This is a genomic window from Conexibacter woesei Iso977N, assembly GCF_000424625.1.
GTDB classification, from domain to species: Bacteria; Actinomycetota; Thermoleophilia; order Solirubrobacterales; family Solirubrobacteraceae; genus Baekduia; species Baekduia woesei_A.
On sequence record NZ_AUKG01000003.1, the window covers coordinates 460,980 to 482,099 of the forward strand.

Annotated in this window: 19 protein-coding genes; 16 read left to right on the top strand and 3 right to left on the bottom strand. The window is 72.1% G+C overall.

The window, feature by feature from the left end; translation table 11 throughout:
- Nucleotides 1-4: 4 nt before the first annotated feature.
- The 4 genes from H030_RS0123820 to H030_RS37810 all read left to right on the top strand — a co-directional run bounded on the left by H030_RS0123820 (nucleotide 5) and on the right by H030_RS37810 (nucleotide 4,023).
- Complete coding sequence (locus H030_RS0123820; protein ID WP_027007979.1) at nucleotides 5-1,087, top strand: sulfite oxidase; 1,083 nt, start codon at nucleotides 5-7, stop codon at nucleotides 1,085-1,087.
- 363 nt (nucleotides 1,088-1,450) lie between these two features.
- Nucleotides 1,451-2,134: a DUF427 domain-containing protein gene (locus H030_RS0123825; RefSeq protein WP_027007980.1), complete on the top strand. Its 684-nt coding sequence runs from the start codon at nucleotides 1,451-1,453 to the stop codon at nucleotides 2,132-2,134.
- A 172-nt stretch (nucleotides 2,135-2,306) separates the two neighbouring features.
- Complete coding sequence (locus tag H030_RS0123830; RefSeq protein WP_027007981.1) at nucleotides 2,307-3,437, top strand: SdrD B-like domain-containing protein; 1,131 nt, start codon at nucleotides 2,307-2,309, stop codon at nucleotides 3,435-3,437.
- A gap of 46 nt (nucleotides 3,438-3,483) precedes the next feature.
- Nucleotides 3,484-4,023: a hypothetical protein gene (locus H030_RS37810; RefSeq protein WP_155892243.1), complete on the top strand. Its 540-nt coding sequence runs from the start codon at nucleotides 3,484-3,486 to the stop codon at nucleotides 4,021-4,023.
- 6 nt (nucleotides 4,024-4,029) lie between these two features.
- Here H030_RS37810 and H030_RS0123840 read toward each other — a convergent pair whose 3' ends face one another.
- The 3 genes from H030_RS0123840 to H030_RS0123850 form a co-directional block, all read right to left on the bottom strand.
- Nucleotides 4,030-4,758: a ZIP family metal transporter gene (locus H030_RS0123840; protein WP_035129367.1), complete on the bottom strand. Its 729-nt coding sequence runs from the start codon at nucleotides 4,756-4,758 to the stop codon at nucleotides 4,030-4,032.
- A gap of 63 nt (nucleotides 4,759-4,821) precedes the next feature.
- Nucleotides 4,822-5,772, bottom strand: coding sequence for a hypothetical protein (locus H030_RS0123845; RefSeq protein ID WP_027007983.1), 951 nt, complete (start codon nucleotides 5,770-5,772; stop codon nucleotides 4,822-4,824).
- Entirely contained in the window at nucleotides 5,769-6,569 is an 801-nt protein-coding gene (locus H030_RS0123850) for an MBL fold metallo-hydrolase (protein WP_027007984.1), read from the bottom strand. The genes H030_RS0123845 and H030_RS0123850 overlap by 4 nt, the downstream gene beginning before the upstream one ends.
- 152 nt (nucleotides 6,570-6,721) lie before the next feature.
- Between H030_RS0123850 and H030_RS0123855 the strand changes: the two genes are divergently transcribed.
- From H030_RS0123855 to H030_RS0123910, 12 genes are all read left to right on the top strand, one after another.
- Complete coding sequence (locus tag H030_RS0123855) at nucleotides 6,722-7,495, top strand: SDR family NAD(P)-dependent oxidoreductase (protein ID WP_027007985.1); 774 nt, start codon at nucleotides 6,722-6,724, stop codon at nucleotides 7,493-7,495.
- 201 nt (nucleotides 7,496-7,696) lie between these two features.
- Entirely contained in the window at nucleotides 7,697-8,755 is a 1,059-nt protein-coding gene (locus H030_RS34715; protein WP_051223558.1) for an ABC transporter permease, read from the top strand.
- 59 nt (nucleotides 8,756-8,814) lie between these two features.
- A complete protein-coding gene (locus H030_RS0123865) occupies nucleotides 8,815-9,876 on the top strand; it encodes a sugar ABC transporter substrate-binding protein (protein WP_027007986.1) in 1,062 nt (353 codons plus the stop codon).
- 87 nt (nucleotides 9,877-9,963) lie between these two features.
- Nucleotides 9,964-11,499 (top strand): sugar ABC transporter ATP-binding protein, encoded by a 1,536-nt coding sequence (locus H030_RS34720; protein ID WP_035129369.1) that lies wholly within the window; start codon nucleotides 9,964-9,966, stop codon nucleotides 11,497-11,499.
- Nucleotides 11,496-12,266, top strand: coding sequence for a GntR family transcriptional regulator (locus H030_RS37815; protein WP_051223562.1), 771 nt, complete (start codon nucleotides 11,496-11,498; stop codon nucleotides 12,264-12,266). The genes H030_RS34720 and H030_RS37815 overlap by 4 nt, the downstream gene beginning before the upstream one ends.
- Nucleotides 12,256-13,062 carry an SDR family NAD(P)-dependent oxidoreductase gene (locus H030_RS0123880; protein WP_081691097.1) on the top strand — a complete coding sequence of 269 codons (807 nt, stop codon included), beginning with the start codon at nucleotides 12,256-12,258 and terminating at the stop codon, nucleotides 13,060-13,062. Before H030_RS37815 ends, H030_RS0123880 begins: the two co-directional genes overlap by 11 nt.
- A gap of 13 nt (nucleotides 13,063-13,075) precedes the next feature.
- A complete protein-coding gene (locus H030_RS0123885; RefSeq protein WP_027007988.1) occupies nucleotides 13,076-17,248 on the top strand; it encodes a hypothetical protein in 4,173 nt (1,390 codons plus the stop codon).
- A complete protein-coding gene (locus H030_RS0123890) occupies nucleotides 17,245-18,216 on the top strand; it encodes a C-terminal binding protein (protein WP_027007989.1) in 972 nt (323 codons plus the stop codon). Before H030_RS0123885 ends, H030_RS0123890 begins: the two co-directional genes overlap by 4 nt.
- A complete protein-coding gene (locus tag H030_RS0123895; protein WP_027007990.1) occupies nucleotides 18,213-19,178 on the top strand; it encodes a thiamine pyrophosphate-dependent dehydrogenase E1 component subunit alpha in 966 nt (321 codons plus the stop codon). The genes H030_RS0123890 and H030_RS0123895 overlap by 4 nt, the downstream gene beginning before the upstream one ends.
- Nucleotides 19,178-20,161 (top strand): alpha-ketoacid dehydrogenase subunit beta, encoded by a 984-nt coding sequence (locus tag H030_RS0123900; protein ID WP_027007991.1) that lies wholly within the window; start codon nucleotides 19,178-19,180, stop codon nucleotides 20,159-20,161. Before H030_RS0123895 ends, H030_RS0123900 begins: the two co-directional genes overlap by 1 nt.
- Entirely contained in the window at nucleotides 20,158-20,406 is a 249-nt protein-coding gene (locus tag H030_RS0123905) for a biotin/lipoyl-containing protein (protein WP_027007992.1), read from the top strand. Before H030_RS0123900 ends, H030_RS0123905 begins: the two co-directional genes overlap by 4 nt.
- Nucleotides 20,403-21,116 carry a 2-oxo acid dehydrogenase subunit E2 gene (locus H030_RS0123910; protein WP_027007993.1) on the top strand — a complete coding sequence of 238 codons (714 nt, stop codon included), beginning with the start codon at nucleotides 20,403-20,405 and terminating at the stop codon, nucleotides 21,114-21,116. Before H030_RS0123905 ends, H030_RS0123910 begins: the two co-directional genes overlap by 4 nt.
- Nucleotides 21,117-21,120 lie beyond the last annotated feature (4 nt).

Consider the following 21,120-nt stretch of genomic DNA (forward strand, 5'->3'; position numbering starts at 1 on the left):
CGCCATGGCCCTAGCCGACGACCAGCTCGCCCACGACCGCGCCGCGCTGCAGATGATCAACCCGGCGCCCTACAACGCGGAGGCGCCACCGGCGGCGCTGGAGGGCGAGATCACCCCGACCGACCTCCATTACGTCCGCAGCAACTTCGCCGTGCCCACGCACGACGGCACGCTGCAGATCGGCGGCGCCGTCGAGAACCCCATCACCCTGACGCTGGACGACCTGCGTGCCCTGCCGGCGACCGAGCGCGCGGTCACGCTGGAGTGCGCGGGCAACGGGCGCCTGGAGACGCGGCCGCTGCCGATCGGCGAGCCCTGGGGCGACTACGCGGTCTCGACCGCGCGCTGGAAGGGCGCCCTGCTGCACGACGTCCTGAGCCAGGTCCATCCGTCGCCGGATGGGGTCGACGTGCGGTTCTCGGGAGCGGACGCCGGCGCCTACCACCTCAACCCGGTCCTGAAGGACACCAACAAGGACGACCTGCGGTTCGTTCGCGCGCTCCCGCTCGCCCTCGCGGCGGATCCGGCGGCGGAGATCCTGATCGCCTACGAGATGAACGGCGCGCCACTGCGCCCCGACCACGGTGCGCCCTTCCGGCTCGTCGTGCCGCACTGGTACGCCGTCGCCTCCGTGAAGTGGCTGTCGCACATCGACGTGCTCACCGAGCCCTACGCGGGCGAGTTCCAGACGGGCCACTACGTGTACGAGTGGCCCGACCGCGAGCACGAGGCGGTCACCCACATGCGCGTGCGCGCGCGCATCACCGCTCCCGCCGCCGGTTCGAGGATCGAGCCGGGGACGCACACGGTGCGCGGCAAGGCGTGGTCCGGGACGGGCCCGGTGACGAGCGTCGAGGTCAGCCTCACCGGCGAAGGCGACTGGCTCCCGGCGCGGCTCGACCCGCCGTCCGGGCCGTATCACTGGCAGGAGTGGTCGTTCGACTGGGCCGCCGACGACGTCGGCCGCCACACGCTGCGCGCGCGGGCCACCGACGCGGCGGGCCACACCCAGCCGGAGGTCCCGCCCTGGAACCGGCTCGGGTACGGCAACAACGCGGTCGAGGTCATCTACATCGACGTGGGCTGAGCGGGACCGCGCGCAGCGACGGAGCCCCAGCCCGGACGGGGCTCCTTCCGCTACCCGCGGCGACTTCTTGTGCCGCTCTTCACGACGGCGGTCGTGGCGGCCGACGTCTTGTCCTGCCGGCCCTAAGATCGCGCGACTTCGAAACCGGCCGAAACCCGCCGTTTCCGGGCTGTTCGCGAGCTCCAGGTAGAGCAGAGAAGCTCACCAAGACAGCTCATGACTCGAAGGTCGCAGGTTCGGATCCTGCCCCTGCTACTCCCGAAAGGCCCTGCGTTGCAGGGCCTTCCGTCGTTCTGGGGCGCCTGCATGAGTCGTCGAAGATGGCCATGAGGCAACGGCCGCCCGGCCTATGATCAGGCCGTGATGAGTCACTTCCCTCCGAGCGTCGTCGAGGCCGGTCATGTCGCGCCGGCGCCGCGGCGTGTTCGTGGTTACAAGGACGGTGGGGTCGTCTTCGACACGGTGCGTGCGCTGTACGTGTGGGAGTGGCCGCACTACCCGCGGTACGCGATCCCGGCCGACGCGTTCGCGGCGGGCGCGCTCGATGCGCTCGCCCACCGCGTCATCGACGACGGGCCGGCCGCCGGCCACGTGCTCGTGGAGTGGGACGCGCTCGACGCCTGGTTCGAGGAGGACGAGGAGATCTTCGTGCACCCGCGCGACCCGTACGCGCGCGTGGACGCGATCCGCTCCTCGCGACCGATCCGCGTCGAGCGCGACGGGCTCCTGCTCGCTGAGGCCGAGGCCACCATCATGGTCTTCGAGACCGGCCTGCCGACGCGCTACTACCTCGAGCGGACCGCGCTGAACGCCGAGCACCTCGTGCCGAGCGACACCGTGACGGCCTGCCCGTACAAGGGCAAGACCTCCAACTACTGGTCGCTGCGGAACGCCGCCGGCCGGGTCGTCCCCGACATCGCCTGGTCCTACAACTTCCCGACGCTCGCGCTGGCGCCGATCGCCGGGCTCGTCGCGTTCTACAACGAGCGCGTCGACATCACGCTCGACGGCGTCGCGCTCGAGCGCCCGCAGACGCACATGGGCTAGGTGCCGGCTTCGAGGATCGCCATGACTCAGCAATCCTGAGCGAGGTTCGCCCAGCTTGCGACCGCTCCGGTTTCCCCCTCACCCGCCACGGATGAGGCTTCCTCACTCGTAGGCCCGCGATGCTGGTGGTCGTCGAGCCGTGTGGCGGACGTTGCCGGAGGGTTGGTGAGTGATGGCCATCGCCATGAAGTGGGCGATCGCGTGCGTGACCTGTGCCTGCGCCTTCGTGGCGCCGGTGGCGGCCCGGGCGGAGCGGGTCACGCTGCCGGTCTCGTCGTCGCCGCTGCCCGGCAGCGGGTTCCAGGGCGGCGACGGTGATCAGGACGACTACGCCGACTGGGGCACGGCCCAGTCCTACGGGTACATGGTGTACGACCAGAGCGACCCGGACGACGCCGACGGCGACACGGTCTTCGCCGCCGGCAGCCGGGAGCTCGAGCCCGGCCGGTGGGACCTGCTGACGCGCGAGGACGCGGGCACGCAGCCGGCGGCCGACCTCGGGCACGCCTGGTGCGCCATCGAGGAGCGCGGCCCGGAGGTCTTCCTCAACGCCGCGTTCCTGCGGGCCGGTGACGGCGATGCCCACATCGTCCTGGACCTCAGCCGCATGGGCGGCGGCTGGTACAACGGCCACAACGGCATCCCCTGCCGCAGCACCGGCGACCTCGTCGTCTCGCTCGATCGCGACGGCTCGCAGACGAGCGCCGCGGTGCAGGTGTGGGAGACGACCAGCTACTCGCCCTACAGCGGGTGCGCGGCGACCGGCGTCCTGCGCGACGTCCCGGACGTGCAGGCCGGCATCGACGTCCAGGGTGCGTTCAACGCCGCGTCGATCCCCAACCACCTGCCCGGCGCACCGGCGACGATCGACCCCGGCCGGTTCGGCGAGCTGTCGATCAACCTGTCGTCGATCCAGCGCCGCGTGCCGTACCCGGACGGCGGGTGCTTCTCCTACCAGTCGCTGTGGCCGCACACGCGCGCGTCGACCAGCGACGACGCCGCGCTCGACGACATCGTCGACCAGACCTGGCTGCAGCCGCGCAACTGCTCGGCCTGGGGGACGAAGTTCGACGACATCAACGGCAACGGCGTCCAGGACGCGGGCGAGCCGGGCGTGCCGGGCGTGCGCGTCTGGGCCGACTACAACCAGAACGGCGAGTTCGAGGACTACGAGCCGTGGTCGGTCACCGACGACCAGGGGCACTACCGGATCGAGGGCATCCGCCAGTTCTACCAGCTGCGCGAGGAGATGCTGAGCGGTCAGGGTCGCGACGGGTGGGTCTGCTCGTTCCCGGCCTACTGACCTCCGGGTGGGCGGACCAGTGCAGTCCAATCAAGGAGAGCGAACGATGACGTGCTCATTGCGGGGTCCTGCGGCGATCGTCGGAGCGTGCGCGGCGGCGGTCCTGATGCTCCTGGTGCTCGGCGCGCCGGCGCGGGCGGTCGGGCTGGCCGTCTGCACCGGCAGCGAGTCGGCGAGCTTCTCCCCGGCGATGACGCTGACGGCCCAGTCGGGGAGGATCGACTACGCCGACACGCTCGGCTGCACGTCGAACGACTCCGGCGCGGCCACGGCGACGACCGGCGGCAGCTTCACCGGGTCCTACGGCTGCCTCGATCCGGTCACGCTTCCGGGGCAGACCGGCACGCTGACCTACACGTGGGCCGACAGGACGACGAGCGTCTTCAGCTACACGTCGGTCACCGGTGACCTCTTCGCCGGCGGCTCGTACGTCTTCACCGCGGTCGGCTCGATGACCAGCGGCAAGTTCGCCGGCGCGGCGGTCACGCTGGTGCAGGCCGACCCGACGCTGTCGCTCGTGCAGTGCCTGACCACCGGGATCTCCGCCGTGACCGGCGACCTGACCCTGACGGTCACGGGAACATGAGCATGCTCACCCCGCGACCGCGAGCACGCCGGCGGCGAGGTAGCCGAGCACGGTGAGCAGGCCGACGGTCCGGCCACCGTGCTGGAAGGCCTCGGGCATCATCGAGTCGGCGAGCATCGTGAGGACCGCGCCGCCGGCGAAGGCCTCGGCGTAGCGGCCGCCGTCGGGAACCCTGTCGGCGAGCAGGAAGCCGAGCGCCGAGACGACCGCGCAGGCGACGGTCAGCGCCGTCCACATCCAGAAGATCCGCCGCTGCGAGACGCCGGCCTCCTGCAGGCTGATCGTCCCGGCGGCGCCCTGCGGGATGTTCGACACGAAGATCGCGGCGACGAACGCGGTGCTGATCGTGCCGCCGAGGCCGAGCCCGATGCCGAGGATGAACGCCTCCGGGATGCCGTCGAGCAGCGCGCCCAGGAACATCGCCATGCCGCTGCCCGCGGGCGGCCTGGCGTCGAGGTCCTGGCGCTCGGCCCCGCCGCCGGCGTCGACGAGCCGGTCACCGACGTAGTACGCCAGGGCACCGAGCAGGAAGCAGCCACCGATCCCGGCGGCGTGCTCGAGGCTCGACGACGGCACCAGCTCGTAGGCGACCGCGCTGAGCAGCGCGCCCGCGCCGAAGCCCATCACCTGCCCGGTCAGCCGGCGGCGCTCACGCAGCGGCCCGGCCAGGGCCTGGCCGAGGTACAGCGCGGCGGACGACAGGCCGCCCCACAGGAGCGCCGACCAGACGGACACGACCGACAGCCTGAGCGCTGCCGGGGTGACGTCGGCTCACCCGCGCGGGGTGGGGGCGATCGGTCAGGTGGGCGTCCAGGTCAGGGCAATCTCGGTCTCCACCGAGGCGCCCGGTTCGAGCGTGCGCAGCGCGCCGGCGGCGATCGCGTCGGGCGTCGAGCGGCAGGGGATCGTGGAGAACTCGAGGGCGAAGGTGTCGCCGCCGCCATAGAGCGGGAAGGCGGCGGGCGGGCCGAAGTCCTGCCAGAGCAGGATGTAGGGGAAGTCGGTCGGGTTGTAGGTGATCTCGAGCGCGCGGTCGAACCGCGGGGCCGTGATCCGGTACCGGCCCTCGGGCACGGTCAGGCAGGTGTGGTCGACGCGGCCGTCGCGCGCACCCGGGACGAGCGAGAGGTCCTCGGTGGTGCCGTCGGCGCAGGGTGCGTGCGGCCAGGTGAACGGGTTGCCCGGCGCCAGGGTCGCGTGGGCGGGGTCGTGGGCGGGCGCGGGGACCTCGGCGACCGAGGGCGCGAGCTCGATCCGGCCGCCGGCGAACGTCGCCCGCGAGAAGCAGGGGTGGTGGCCCCACGCGTAGTCCGCCGCCAGCGCGCCGACGTTCTCGATCCGCTCGCTGACGCGCAGCGTGCTGCCGTCGACCTCCACACGCCGCTCGAGCGTGAGCGGGCGGCGCAACGTCTGCACGCGTGCGGTGACATGCCGCTCGCCCGCGTCGAGCACGTCCCACGGAAGGCGTACAACTTCGCCGTGCAGGAACGACGCCGGGTCGTCGGCGGCCGGATAGCCGACCTCCGGGAACATCGCGAACCAGCCGCCGGTGAAGGCGTCGAGGAACGTCGGGATCGACGCCTCGCCGGCCGCGCCGAGTGCGCGGACCGCCGTCGCGGCGACGTGGCCGGGCCGGCGCCATAGTGCTTCCGCGCCGCTGCTGCGATCACGGATCGCGTCGATCGCAAAGCCGCGCCCGGGGTCGCAGACGACCTCGAGCGCGTCGCTCTGCAGCGTGACCGCGCTCACGCCAGGACGGGCGTGACGGCGAAGCGCTCGCCGAGCTCCAGCACCCGCGCCGGCGGGCCGCCGAGCGCCGCGCACGTGTCGGCGAACAGCTGCGGGTCGAGCGTCGGCGCCTCGGCGGGATCCTGGCCGGGGTGCGCGCCGTAGCCCTCCGGCGCCCACATCCCGTAGTGGCACGGGATCGCCACGCCGAGCGGCAGCGAGGAGGCCATCAGCGCCGCCTCGCGCCCGTTCATGCAACCACCGCTGCCGTTGCTGACGAAGATCCCGACGTCGAACGGCCCGAGCGCGCGGACCGCGAGGCAGCGCGCGTCGTACTCGGTGTCGCCGCTGTGGAGGATCCGCGTGCCGCCGGTCTCGACGACCAGGCCCATCGCGTCCTCGGTCAGGAACCCGGCGACCTCATGCCGCGCGTACGTGCCGTGGAACGTGAACGGCCCGACCGTGACGGTCTCCCCGCGCTCGAAGACGACGATCCGGTCGCGCGCGACGCCGCGGCCCAGCAGCCGCGCGACGATGCTCGACGGCCCGGCGAAGATCGTCTCGGGATGGTGCTCGGCCAGCGCCTGGCAGGTCGGGAGGTCGAGGTGGTCGTGGTGCCAGTGCGTGATCGCGACGACCAGCGGCCTCGCGGTCTCCACGTCGACCACCACCGGCGCGATCCGCGGCGTCCCGAGCTCCTCGAGCACGTACTCCGAGAGGTAGGGGTCGATCAGGCACAGCTCGCCGCCCGGAGCCTCCAGGGCATAGCCGGCCTGGCCGATCCACGTCAGCGTCGTGTCGCCGCCGGTCGCGCTCATGTCGCGCTCCTCCTGTGTTCGTGAACTGCGATCAAAGGACCCTCTCCACCATCTTGCGAACGGAACACAGGGGTTGACCCCCGGCCCGCGGCGCCCGTAGAGTCGCGACCGGTCGGTCATTTGTCAACAGAAAACGAATCCAGGAACCGTCGTTGAGCACCACACAGGAGCGACGGGTCGCGCTCGTCACCGGCGCGGCCTCGGGCATCGGCCGCGCGACCGCGCTGCGCCTGGCGCGCGCCGGCGACGCGGTCCTGCTGGCCGACCGCGACGAGCGCGGGCTCGCCGAGACCGCCGCGCAGATCGAGGCGCTCGGCGGCACCGCGGCCATCGCGGTCACCGACGTCGCCTCGGCGACCGCCTGCGAGCAGGCCGTCGCCGCCGCCGCGCGGCTCGGGCCGCTGCGTGCGCTCGTCCACGTCGCGGGCGTGACGGCGGCGCCGGACACCGTCGAGACGACCTCCGACGAGGATCTCGAACGCGTCATCAGCGTCAACGTCGGCGCCGTCTTCCGCCTCGGCCGCCACGCGATCCCGCTGCTGCGCGCGGCCGGGGGAGGGGTGATCGTCACGACCTCCTCCGTCCACGCCTACGCGTCGATGACCGGCAACGCCGCCTACGCCGCGTCGAAGGGCGCGCTCGTCGCGCTCACGCGGCAGATGGCGCTCGACCTCGCGCCCGACCGGATCCGCGTCGCCGGCGTCGCGCCCGGCTCGGTCGACACGGCGATGACGCGCGCCGAGCTCGACCGCCGCGGCCTCACGCCCGAGGCCGCCGGCTTCACGACCGACCCGGGCGCGATCGGCCGCGTCATGGCCGCCGACGAGATCGCCGCGGTGATCGCGTGGGTCGCCTCCGACGACGCGACCGCGCTGAACGGCACGACCGTCGTGGCCGACGCGGGCCTGCTCGCGCGGCTCGTCTAGACGAAGAACCGGGTCGGCGAAAAAGATCCTTGACACGACCGATTCGATCCGTATACGTTCTCTGTAATTGTTTACCGTTTACGTTTGCCGGTCGGGAGAGACCGGCAGACGCGGGTGTTGGGTCAGGAGAGAGAAGTGTCCCCACTGGTGCAGCGGGAGCGGTCGGGTTCGGCCGCGCCGCTCCTTGACGTCGAGGCTGCCGTGGTCGCCCCTCCGGCGGCCCCCAACCGGCTGCGCCGGGCGCTCGCGATCAGCGAGGCCAGCGTGCTGCTCTCGCTCGCGGGCCTGGTGCTCGTGTTCTACCTGCTCGAGCCGGCGTTCCTGTCGAGCACCAACGTGCGCTCGATGCTCAGCGCGATCTCGTTCGTCGGGATCATCGCCGTGGGGCAGACGCTGCTGCTCGTCGCCGGCGAGTTCGACCTCTCGGTCGGCTCGACCGCCGGGCTCTCGGCGATCGTCAGCGCGTGGCTGATGACCAAGGGCGGCCTTCCGCCCGGCATCGGGATCCTCGGTGGCCTCGGGACCGGCGCGCTCGTCGGGCTCGTCAACGGCTTCCTCGTCGTCGGCCTCGGGATCCCCGCGTTCATCGGGACCCTCGGGATGCTCTACGCCGCCAAGGGCTTCACGTACGTGATCACCAACGGCTACCCGATCTACCCGCTGCCGAAGGTCATCGGGAGGATCGGCAGCGCCGAGGTCATCTTCGGCCTCGGGTGGAGCTTCGTGCTGCTGGTCGTGCTCGCCTTCGCCGGCGACCTCGTGCTGCGCCGCACGACGATCGGGCGCAACCTGTTCGCCACCGGCGGCAACGAGGAGGTCGCGCGCCTGGTCGGGATCCCGACCGGCCGCTACAAGATCTTGGCCTTCATGGTCGTGGGCATGCTGTCCTCCGTGGCCGGCATGTTGGTCCTGGCCGACGGCGCGAGCGGGACGCCGTCGATCGGCCAGGGGTGGGAGCTGACGGTCATCGCCGGCGTCGTCATCGGCGGGGTGAGCCTGTTCGGCGGGGTCGGCACGGTCGCCGCGGGCATCGTGGGCATGTTGCTGCTGCAGGTGGTGCAGAGCGGCCTGGTGGTCGTCGGCGTCAACCCCAACTGGCAGACGGTCGCGGTCGGGCTGATCATGATCCTGGCCGTCGGCGTGGACGTCACGCGCCGCCGCGTCGCGCTCGCAGGTGGGTCGCGCAGACGCAAGCGCAGCAACAACACCAACAACGCCGCAGGTGCCGAGCGGGAGACGGCGCCCGCCCAAGGCGCGTAGGTCGCAGGTCGTAGGTCGTCCCAGCCACGGGGCTGGGATCAACCCTGGAGAGGAGAGTCATGAAGGGTCACATCACCCTGCCGTCGTCACGGCGGTGGGTGCGGGGAGTGCTGCTCGCAGCGCTCGCCGCGATCGCCTCCGTCGCGCTTGCGGCGTGCGGGTCCAGCAGCGACAGCGGGTCCACCAACGCATCGAGCGGCGGTTCGGCCAACGCGAACGCCAGCTCCGGCGGTGGAGGGTCCAAGGGCAAGCTGCTCTGGGTCCAGCCGCTGCGCAACAACCCCGTCCACCGCGTCATGCAGGGCGGCTTCCTGACGGAGTGCAAGAGGCTCGGCTACTCCTGCGAGATCGTCGGCTCCGAGGAGCTCGACATGCCGGCCACCGCGCCGCTGGTCGACGCGGTCCTGTCCAAGGGCGGCGTCAAGGCGATGGGCGTCTACGCCTATGACCCGTCGACCTACCCCTTCATCGCCAGGTGGGGCAAGGACCACAAGATCGTCTCGTGGCACATCCCGGTGCCCGAGGGCACCGCGCAGGGCCTGACGGCCACCACCGGCTGCGTCCCGACCGAGTACGCCAGGAACGCCGCGGTGGCGATCGGCAAGAAGCTCGGCGGCAAGGGCACGGTCGCGGTCACCGAGGGCTCGTTCAACACGGTGGAGAACCTCGTCGCCAAGACGTTCACCGACACGATGAAGGCGCAGTTCCCGAACGTGAAGGTGCTCAAGCCGCAGGTCGAGGGCTTCGACGCCCCGGCCGCGAAGGCCAAGGCGGTCTCGATCCTGCAGTCCGACAAGTCGATCAACGCGGCGTTCTCGACCACGGGCGGCGGGCCGGTCACGTGGGCCGGCGCGCAGCAGGCGTCGGGGCGCAGGCTGACGATCATCGGCATGGACTACGTCCAGCAGAACCTGGACCTCGTCAAGAGCGGTGAGGTCTACGCCGTGGTCGGCCAGCCGCTGTTCCAGGAAGGCGCCAAGACCGCCGACCTGCTCGCGAAGCTCGCCACGGGCGGCACCGTCTCCTACGAGAACCCGCTGCCCGCCGAGATCATCACCAAGGACCTGGTCCCGAAGTACGAAGGCCTGCTCCAGCAGGCGGCCGCGGCCGAGAAGAGCTAGCGGATCCGTCCCCCTGAGGGCGCGGCCGGCGGACATCCCCTCCTCCTTGGCTCCGCCGGCCGCCCCTCCCGTCACCTCCGAGCTGACATGACCTACGTCCTTCAAACCGAACGACTCGGCAAGCGCTTCGCGGGCGTGCCCGCGCTGAGCGACGTCGACTTCGGCCTCACCGCCGGCACGATCCACGCGCTGGTCGGCCACAACGGCGCCGGCAAGTCGACGCTCGTCAAGGTGCTCACCGGCGTCTGGCCGGCGGGCAGCTACGACGGCGCGATCAAGCTCGACGGCGCCGAGGTGCGCTTCGGCTCCCCGGCCCAGGCGCGCGCGGCCGGCATCGCCTACGTGCCGCAGGAGATCCAGGTCGTCGAGCAGCTGTCGGTCGCCGAGAACCTCTTCGTCGGGCAGACCGGGCGCGACGGCTCGCCGCTCGTCTCGTTCCGGGAGCTGCACCGCCGCGCCGCGGCGCTGCTGCAGCGCCTGGAGATCCCGCTCGACGCGCGCCAGCCGGTCGCCGCGCTGAGCGCGACCCAGCGCCAGCTCGTGATGATCGCCCGCGCGCTGGCCGGCGAGCCGCGCGTCCTGATCCTCGACGAGCCGACCGCCTCGCTGGCGGGCAACGAGACCGCGCGCCTGTTCGGCGTCCTGAACCGGCTGCGCGACGCGGGCACGACGATGATCTTCATCACGCACCGGATCCCGGAAGTGATGAGCATGTGCGATCGCGCGACGGTGCTGCGTGACGGCCGCGCGGTCGCCGAGCTGGAGCGCGACGCCTTCAGCGAGCAGGCGATCGTCGCGGCGATGGTCGGCCGCCGGCTGGACCGCCTCTACCCGCAGCGCGAGTCCGCCCACGGCACCGAGGAGACGCTGCGCCTCGACCACGTGTCGGTGCCGCACCCCACGCGCCCCGGCGACGTCGTCCGCGACGTCAGCCTGACCGCACGCCGCGGCGAGATCGTCGGCATCGCCGGCGTCGTCGGGGCCGGGCGCACCGAGCTGCTGAGCGCGGTCTACGGCCGCCTGTCGCACCGGGGCACGATCAGCGTGGACGGCAGGCCGCTGCGCCTGCGCAGCCCCGCCGACGCTCGCCGCGCGGGGATCGCGATGCTCAGCGAGGATCGCAAGGGCAGCGGGTTGTTGTTCAACTTCGGCCTGCAGCAGAACGTCACGATCGGCAACCTCGGCGGGATCGCGAAGATGGGCTTCGTCGACCGCCGCGCCGAGGCGCGCGTCGCGCGCGAGTTCATCGGGTCGCTCAGCATCAGGGCGCCCTCGGCCACCGCGGACGTCGCCCACCTCAGCGGCGGCAACCAGCAGAAGATCCTGCTCGCGCGCGTCCTCATGAACGCGCCCAAGGTGATGTTGTTGGACGAGCCGACCAAGGGCGTGGACGTCGAGACGCGCCAGGAGATCTACCGGCTGATCCTCGAGCTGGCCGACAGGGGCGTGACGCTGCTCGTCGTCTCCTCCGAGATCGCCGAGCTCGTCGGCCTCTGCGACCGCTGCGTCGTCCTGGCCGACGGCGCGATCGTCGACGAGTTCGCGCGCGGCGAGGGCTCCGAGGCGCGCGTGATCGAGGCGACGACCACCGCCGTCCCGCCCGTTGAGGAGGTGGTGGCGTGAGCAGCCTCGGCGACCGCGCCGCCGCGCTTCCGCGCCTGGCGCCGCTCGGGCCCGGCGCCGTCGCGCCCGGCAGCGGCCAGCACGCGACCAAGCTGAGCCGCTCGATCTACAGCGGCTGGGTCGCCGAGGTGCTGCGCGAGTCGATCGTGGACGGTTCGCTGGCGGCCGGCACGCCGCTGGTCGAGATGCGCGTCGCCGAGGAGCTGGCGGTCAGCCGCGGCCCGGTCCGCAGCGCGCTGCACGTGCTGGAGGGCGAAGGCCTCGTCCGCACGCAGCCCAACGGGCGCACGACCGTCGTCGGCTTCGGCGCCGACGACGTCCAGGACCTGCTGCGCGTGCGCTACGAGCTGGAGGCGACGGGGATCCGCTGGGGCGTCGCGCAGGGCGCGTCGATCGCGCCGCTGGAGATCGCGTTCGCCGCGGTCGCGGCCGAGGGCGCGACGACGCCGCGCCTGGTCGAGCTCGACGTCGCCTTCCACCGCGCGATGCTCGCGTTCTCGGGCAGCCGCTTCCTGATGGAGGCGTGGCAGGCGATCGCGCCGGTCATCCAGACCGTCATCACCGTCGGCAACCAGCGCCTCGCGGCCGCGGACCCGGCGAAGCACATGACGCGCATCGTCGCCTCGCACCGGCCGCTGCTCGAGGCGATCGGCCGCGGCGCCGCGGAAGAGGCGTGCGCGCTGCTGCGCGACCAGTTCGGACTCACCGGCTCGCTGTTCGACGGCGGCCGCGACCACCAAGGACGAGGAGCAGGCGATGAGCAGTGACGCGGTGGCGCGCGAGAGCGCGGTCCTGGACGCGGTGGCCGGCGGCGCGCCGCTGCTGGCCGGGCGCACGGTCGTCGTGACGGGCGCGACGGGCGGGATCGGCGCGACGCTCGCGCGCCTGCTGGCCGCGGCCGGCGCCAGGGTCGCGCTCACCGACCTGCGCGAGGAGGCGGTCGCGCCGCTCGCCGCCGAGCTGCGCGAGGACGGGGCGGAGGTCTGCGCGCGGGCGCTCGACGCCAGCGACTTCGCGGCGTTCGCGGCGTTCGCCGCCGAGGCCGCGGCCGAGCTGGGGCCGGTCGACGGCCTCGTCAACTGCGCCGGCCTGTTCGAGGTCCGGGACTTCACCGCGCTCGGCGAGCAGGACTGGGCGCGCGCGCTGAGCGCCAACCTCGGCACCGCCGTCGCCGGCTGCGCCGCCGTCCTGCCCGGGATGCTCGCGCGCGGCGGCGGCTCGATCGTCAACGTCGCCTCGACCGCGGGCGAGTACGGATCGATCAGTCCTGCGGCGCATTACGCAGCCGCCAAGGGCGGCGTCATCGGGCTCACCAAGTCGCTCGCACGCGAGGCGGCGCCCGGCAACGTGCGCGTCAACGCCGTCTCGCCGGGCCCGACCGAGACCGCCGCCACGCACGCCGACACCTCGCCGGAGCAGAAGGCGGCCGTCGCCGCCCGCACGCTCTTCAACCGCCTCGGCCGCCCGGAGGAGATCGCGGCCGGGTGCGTGTTCCTGCTCAGCCCCCTGTCCACGTTCATCACCGGTCACGTGCTCCGCGTGAACGGCGGCTCACTGCTCTAGAGAAGAGGTCGTCGTGCTCCGTTCCCTGTTCCGCGCGGTCCCGCTCGCGCTGCTGCTCACCGCCGCGCTCGCCGCGAGCGCCCACGCCGTCACCGTCGGCGACGCCTACGCCACGCAGGGCGCCAACGCGTGCACCTGGACGTTCGGCACCGCCGCCGTCGAGAAGACCGTCACGTTCAGCGGCGGGACCTACACGCTGACGAGCTTCAAGAACAAGCTGGCCAGCCCGGTGCGCCAGTACGTGGACGCGAGCTCGCCGTCGAGCGAGCTGCGCTTCACCTGGGACGGGACCGAGATCACCGGCTCGACGACGGGCTGGAGCTGCGGCTCCGGCAGCGCGGCGAGCACGACGACCAACGGGCAGACCGCCCTGCAGCTCGACGTCGCGCTGACGCGCACCGGCGTGCAGGCGACCAAGCACTACCTGATCTACCCGAGCACGAGCGTGGTCCGCGAGTGGGTCACCTACAAGAACACCGACACGAGCGCGCACACGCTGGCCAGGCCGTCGTTCCTGGAGCAGCACGTGATGGGCGACGAGGCCTCCAACTCGACGTTGCAGTGGATGAGCGGCGCCCGCGCGGTCGGCAACAGCTGGCAGCTGCGGACCGCGAACCTGTCGAGCAGCTACGCGCGCACGTTCGACTCCTATGACTCGTTCGACTGCCCGACGACCACCACCAACACCGGCACGGGCTGGCACGACATCGCGGCCTACGCGGCCAGCGGCTACCAGGGCCAGCGGGAGTGGCACGACGGGTCCGGCGGCTACGTCTGGCCGGGCGCCGAGCACCCCGGGCCGGCCAACGACACCGCGCGCGCGTTCACGGCGCCGACGAGCGGCACCGTCAACATCACCGGCACCGCGGCCAAGCGCGACACCGGCGGCAACGGCGTCGTCGTCTCGATCACCAAGAACGGCTCCACGATCTACGCGGCGCACACGATCGGCGGGTCCGACACGACCGGCATCTCGACCAGCGTGTCGAGCGTCGCGGTCAGCGCCGGCGACGTGATCCGGTTCGTCATCAACAACAACGGCGACTGGAGCTACGACGCCACGAACTGGGACCCGACGATCGCCTACAGCGGCGGCTCCTCGTACACGGCCTCGACGGGCTTCAGCTCCACCCAGGGCACGAACAACTGGCGCTACCAGGACTACTCCAGCGGCAGCAGCGGCTGCCCGAGCGCCGGCTGGTCGGAGACGTCGGCCGTCTACATCCCGTGGTTCAGCCAGTTCAACACGTCGACGAGGGACGGCGTCTCGGTCGGCTTCGACTACTACGGGCGCTGGGCGCTGGCCGCCGGCAACCAGGGCGGCGGGACCGGCGACCTCTCGCTGACGATCCCCAACTACTCCGCCTCGCTGGCGGCGGGCGCGTCGGTGACGACGCCGAAGGCCTTCACCTCGGTCTACACGACCGACCTGGACAACATGACCAACGGGCTGCTCGACTGGCAGTACCAGTACATGTGGGACGACACCCGCAGCCCGTACTTCGGCGCGATCCGGATGCTCGGGTACTGGTACACGGGCAGCCAGTGGACCGGCTCGTGGGACCAGGCCGGGACACTGCAGAAGATCTTCGGCATCGCCGACCACCTGCGCACGATGGGCGCCGACACCTACCACCGCGACAACGGCTGGTGGGACACGCCCGGCAACTGGAACGGGCCGGACTTCAAGCAGAGCGGCGACTTCCTCGGCAAGTCCGGGATGAAGCAGCTGGTCTACATGATGGCCTACGACGCGAACACCAACTCGAACGTCTTCTCGGCGCACCCGAGCTGGTTCTCGACCGGCTCGCCCTGCGGCTACGCCGACCGCCTGATCGACCTGACGCAGGCGGGCGCCGAGACGTGGATGGGCGACCTGCTGATCGGCAAGGCCCAGGACTGGGGCGACTTCCAGTGGCGCAACGACTCCTGCCCGGTCGCCGACTGGAGCGGTGACCAGCAGCTCGCGCAGGACCAGGCGTTCCGCCGCGTCCAGCAGCGCTTCCTCGACGCGCGCCCCGGCTCGGCGATCCAGGCCGTCGACTCCGGCGGCAACGAGGTCAGCTGGGAGTTCATGCGCGTCGCGTCGAGCTTCTCGATCACGGACAACAACGGCATGGCGGAGTCCTACGACGCCGCACGGCTGTTCCCGACCGACAAGATCAGCGGGATCCCGGACGCGTGGAGCCCGGCCAACTGCAGCAACGCCTACAACGCGCTGCTCGCGTTCAACCCGGACTTCACCGGCGACACGAGCGACCCGGCGGCGCTGGCCTGCATGCGCAAGCTCGTCGACACCTACCACTACATGATCGAGCAGGGCGTGGCCGGCCGCTACGTCCACCAGTTCCACCCGCACGGAACCGACAACGACCGCAACTGGTTCGAGCGTGTCTCGCAGAACCAGCAGCACGCGTTGGTGGTGTACAAGGGCGGCAACGGCTCGGGCGCGACGACCGTCTACCCCAAGGGCCTGGACGCGACCCGCACCTACGACGTGCGCTACCAGCTCGCGTCGGGCAGCGCCTCGCGCACCGGCTCAGACCTCATGACCAACGGCGTCACGCTGACCTCGCCGCAGGCGGGCGAGCTGATCTGGATTGGCCTGGCCAAGCACCCGGGCGGCGGCCAGGACACGACGGCGCCGAGCGCGCCGGGCAACGTCCAGGCGCGGATCGCGACCAACATGGGGTACTCGGGCACCGACGTCACCTGGACGGCGGGCTCCGACGACAACCACGTCTCCGGCTACAAGGTCTACCTGAACGGGAACCTGATCGCGACGGTCGACAAGGGCACGTACTACTTCGACCACTCGCACCTGAACTCGCCCAACGCGCCGTACACGGTCAAGACCGTCGACGGCGACGGCAACCTCTCGGCGGCCGCCTCGTCGCCCGGCTTCACGGCCGACACGACCGCCGCCGACGACGCCGACGCGGGCGTGACCTACGCCGGCTCGTGGACGCACCAGACCGCGCTGCCCGACGCCTCGGGCGGGACGCTGTCCTCGTCGAGGGACTGCCACGACGCGTGCACGGGCTTCAGCTCGACGCAGGGCGCCAACAACTGGCGCTACCAGGACAAGTCAGGCAGCACGTGGACCGACATCGGGTCCTACAACTCGAGCGGCTACCTCGGCCAGCGCGAGTGGCACGACGCGTCGGGCGGCTTCGTCTGGCCGACCGCCGAGCATCCCGGCGCGTCCAACGACACCGCGCGCACGTGGATCGCCCCGCATGCCGGCACGGTCGCGATCGCCTCGCACGTCGCGAAGATGAACACCGACGGCAACGGCGTCGTGGTCAAGATCACCAAGAACGGCACGACGGTCTGGGGGCCGACGACGATCGCGGGCAACGACACGACCGGCGTCGACGCCAACGTCGGCAGCGTCACGGTCGCGTCCGGGGACGCGATCCGGTTCGAGATCAACAACAACGGCGACTACGCCAGCGACGCGACGTCGTGGGATCCGTACGTCACGTACTCCACCGACCCACCGCCCTCGACCGGCACGGCGACGGCGAGCTGGACGTTCACCGGCGGCCAGGTCAGCTACATCGCCAAGCTCGGCCCCGACCAGGGCAAGGCCACCATCAAGATCGACGGCACGACCGACGCGACGATCGACCTCTACGCGCCCGACGACGACAACTGGGCGGTGCCGGTCTACGTCAAGACGTTCAGCAGCGTCGGCACGCACACGATCCAGATCGTCCCGTCCGGCACGCGCAACGCGCTGTCGACCTCCAACGCCATCAACATCGACGGCTTCCAGGCGCTCACCAACGCGGCGACGGTCAAGCAGGACTCCGACGCCTCGGTCGCCTACAGCGGCAGCGGCTGGTCGACCAGCTCGATCGCGAGCGCGTCGGGCGGCTCGGCCCATGTCGACGCCACCGCGGGCGACACGGCGACCGTGACCTTCAGCGGCCGCCGGATCACGTGGGTCGGGCGGCTCTGCCCGGCCTGCGGCAAGGCCGACGTCGCGCTCGACGGGACGTTCGCCGCGCGCGTCGACACGTACGGGTTCCGCGGGCCCGACGTCAGCCAGGCCGCGGTCTACCAGGCGACGTTCCCGACCAGCGGGACGCACACGCTGACGATCACCGTCCTCGGCGCGCACAACCTCGACTCGACCGGCAACACCGTCCAGGTCGACGCGTTCCACGTGCGCCCGTGACGGCGGTCCTGCTCACCGACCGGGACCGCTTCCCGTTCGGCCCCGAGGATCACGCGGCGCTCGCGCAGGCGGGCGTCGCGCTGATCGAGCTCGACGGCCACGACCCGGATGCGATCGCCGCGGCCGGGGCGGAGGCCGCGGGCATCCTCGTCTACCACGCGAAGCTGACCGCTGAGCTGATCGCACGACTTCCGCTGTTGCGCGTCATCGCGCGGTGCGGCAGCGGCTACGACAACGTGGACGTCGCCGCCGCGCGGGCGCGCGGGATCGAGGTCGTCTACGTCCCCGACTACGGCGTCGACGACGTCGCCGACCACACGCTCGCGTTGCTGCTGGCGGTCGCGCGGCGCGTGCCCGCGTCGGACCGGGCGCTGCGCGACGGGCGCTGGCTGGCCTACGAGCAGCTCGGGACGATGCGCCGCCTGCGTGGCTCGGTGCTCGGCCTGCTCGGCTTCGGCCGGATCGCCCAGGCCGTCGGCGTCCGGGCCCGCGCGTTCGGCATGGAGCTGCTCGTGCACGACCCGGCGATCGGCGACGACGTGCTCGCGGCCGCCGGCGCGCGCCGGGCGGAGGACCTCGGCGCGCTGCTCGACGGCTCCGACGCGCTCTCGCTCCACGTCCCGCTGACGCCCGCCACGCGCGGCCTGATCGGCGCGGGCCAGCTCGCGCGGCTGCGCCCGGGCGCGCTGCTGGTCAACACCAGCCGCGGCGAGATCGTCGACGAGGCCGCGGTGCAGGCCGCGCTCGCCTCCGGCCACCTCGGCGGCGCCGGCCTCGACGTCTTCGAGCACGAACCCCTTGACCCCGACAGTTCCCTGATCGAAATGGAGTCCGCAGTGCTGACACCCCATTCCGCGGCGTTCTCCGAGGAGGCGCTCGCCGAGGTGCGCGGGCGCGCCCTCGCCGACGCGCTGCGCGTCCTCGCCGGCCGGCCGCCCCGCGACCCCGCTCCGGAGGCTCGCGCATGAGCCACGCGGACCTCTACCGCACGATGCGCACGATCCGGCGCTTCGAGGAGACGGTCGTCGAGCTCGTCAACGCCAACGAGATCGCCGGCGTCACGCACGAGTACATCGGCCAGGAGGCCGTCGCCACCGGCGTCTGCGCGGCGCTGCGCGACGACGACGTCATCACCTCGACCCACCGCGGTCACGGCCACGTGATCGCCAAGGGCGCCGAGGTGTCGCGCATGCTCGCCGAGTTGCTCGGCCGCACCACGGGCCTGAACCGCGCGCGGGGCGGCTCGATGCACATCGCCGACGTCTCGCTCGGGATCTACGGCGCCAACGGGATCGTCGCGGCCGGCGCGCCGATCGCCGCGGGCGCGGCGTGGGCGGGCGTGCAGGCCGGGAGCGACCGCGTGGCGGTCGTCTTCTTCGGCGACGGCGCGATCAACCAGGGCGTCCTGCACGAGACGATGAACATGGCCGGGATCTGGAAGCTGCCCGTGCTCTTCGTGTGCGAGAACAACGGCTACGCGGTCTCGTTCTCCTCGCAGGAGGCGACGTCCGGCTCGATCACCGGCCGCGCCGCGGCCTACGACATGCCGGCCGTGCACGTGGACGGGATGGACGCCGAGGCGGTCCTTCAGGCGACGGCGACCGCGGTCGCGCACGCCCGCTCCGGCGGCGGCCCGAGCTTCCTGGAGTGCGAGACCTACCGCTTCGTCGGCCACCACACCGCCGAGCGCACGATGAACCTCGGCTACCGCACCGACGAGGAGATCGAGCGCTGGCGCGAGCGCGACCCGCTGCGGGTGCTCGCCGAGCGGATGGCGCCCGACGACGTCGCGGCGCTCGATGACGAAGTCGAGCAGCTGCTGGAGGCCGCGCTCGCGTTCGCGCGCGAGAGCCCGCGCCCGGAGGCGTCGGAGGCGTTGGACTACGTGTACGCAAGCGGCCCCGCGCCGCGGAAGGGGGTCTCGGCCTGATGGCCCGGATGCGATACCAGGCGGCGCTGGCCCAGGCGCTGCGCGACGAGATGACGAACGACCCCTCGGTCTTCATCATCGGTGAGGACGTGCGCGCGTCGCTGCGCGGCGTCTCGAAGGGGCTGGTCGCCGACTTCGGCCGCGAGCGGGTGATCGACACGCCGATCTCCGAGCAGGCCTTCACCGGCTTCGCGATGGGCGCGGCGCTGGCCGGCCACCGGCCGGTCGTCGAGTTCCAGATCCCGTCGCTGCTGTTCACGGCGTTCGAGCCGATCGTCAACCAGGCGCAGAAGTTCCGGCTGATGACCGGTGGCCAGGCGAAGGTCCCGGTCACCTACATCGTGCCGGGCTCCGGCGCGCGCAAGGGCCTGGCGGCCCAGCACTCCGACCACCCCTACGCGCTGTTCGCCCACGCGGGCGTGAAGACCGTCGTCCCGGCGACGGCGCTCGACGCCTACGGGTTGTTCGTGTCGGCGATCCGCGACGACGACCCGGTGGTCCTGTTCTTCCCGGCCGCCGTGCTCGGCACCCGCGAGGAGGTCCCGGAGGTGCTGGAGGCCGTGCCGCTCGGCGTCGGCCGCGTGCACCGCGCGGGCGACGACGTCACGATCGTCGCCGTCGGCCACCTCGTCCACGACGCGCTCGCGGTCGCCGAGGAGCTGGCGGCCGAGGGGATCTCCGCCGAGGTCTGGGACCCGCGCACGGTCCTGCCCTTCGACTGGGACGGCCTGCGCGCGTCGGTGCAGAAGACCGGCCGCCTCGTCGTCTTCGACGACACCAACCGCACCTCCGGCCTCGCCGCCGAGGTGCTCGCCACCGCCGCCGAGGAGTACCCGTTGCAGGCACCACCGCGGCGCGTGACGCGCGCCGACGCGCCGATCCCGTTCGCCGTCGACCTCGAGCTGGCGCTGCTGCCGTCGCGCGAGCAGCTGGCCGACGCGGTCCGCGGCGTGCTCGCCTTCGCCCCGGAGGTCGCCTCATGATCGACGTCCACATCCCGAAGATGGGCATGTCCACGGTCGAGGTCGAGATCGTCACGATCATGGTCGAGGTCGGCCAGAGGGTCGGCCCCGAGGACGCGGTCGTCGAGATCGAGGGCGACAAGTCGTCGTTCGACGTCGAGGCGGGCGTCGCGGGCGTGATCGCCGAGATCCTCGTCACCGAGGGCCAGGAGTGCGAGGTCGGCGACGTCGTCGTCCGGATCGACGACCAGGCGGCGTCCGCATGAGCGACATGATGGTGAACGCCGCGACCGCGCAGAAGCTCACCCGCACGCAGAAGCTCGTGGCGCGGCGGATGGCCGAGGCCAAGCGCGAGGTGCCGGAGTTCACGGCGGCGATCGACGTCGAGATGGACACCGCGGCCGCGCTGCGCGGCGAGCTGAAGGCGGCCGCGAGCGACGGTGTTCCGGTTCCCTCCTACAACGACATGATCGTCCGGGCGTGCGCGCTGGCGCTGCGCACGCACCCGGCGGTCAACGGCAGCTTCGACGCCGAGGGCGGCACGTTCCAGCTCTGGGAGCACGTCAACGTCGGCATCGCCGTCGAGGCGGGCGACCGGCTGCTCGTCCCGACGGTCCGCGACGCGGACGCGAAGTCCCTGGCGGAGATCGCGCAGGAGACCCGAGCGCTCGCGGAGTCTGTCCGCGACAAGTCGATCCTCCCGGAGGCGCTGGCCGACGGGACGTTCACGGTCTCCAACCTCGGGATGTTCGGCGTGCGCCACTTCGAGGCGGTGCTCAACCCGCCGCAGGCGGCGATCCTCGCCGTCGGGGCGGTCCGGGCGGTCGCGGTCCCGCGCGACGGCGCGATCGTCGCGGCGCAGCAGATGACGCTGACGCTGACCAGCGACCACCGGATCATCTACGGGGCCGACGCCGCGCGCTTCCTGGCCGACGTGCGCGACCGGCTGCAGGACCCGCAGGGCCTGCTGGGCTGACGCG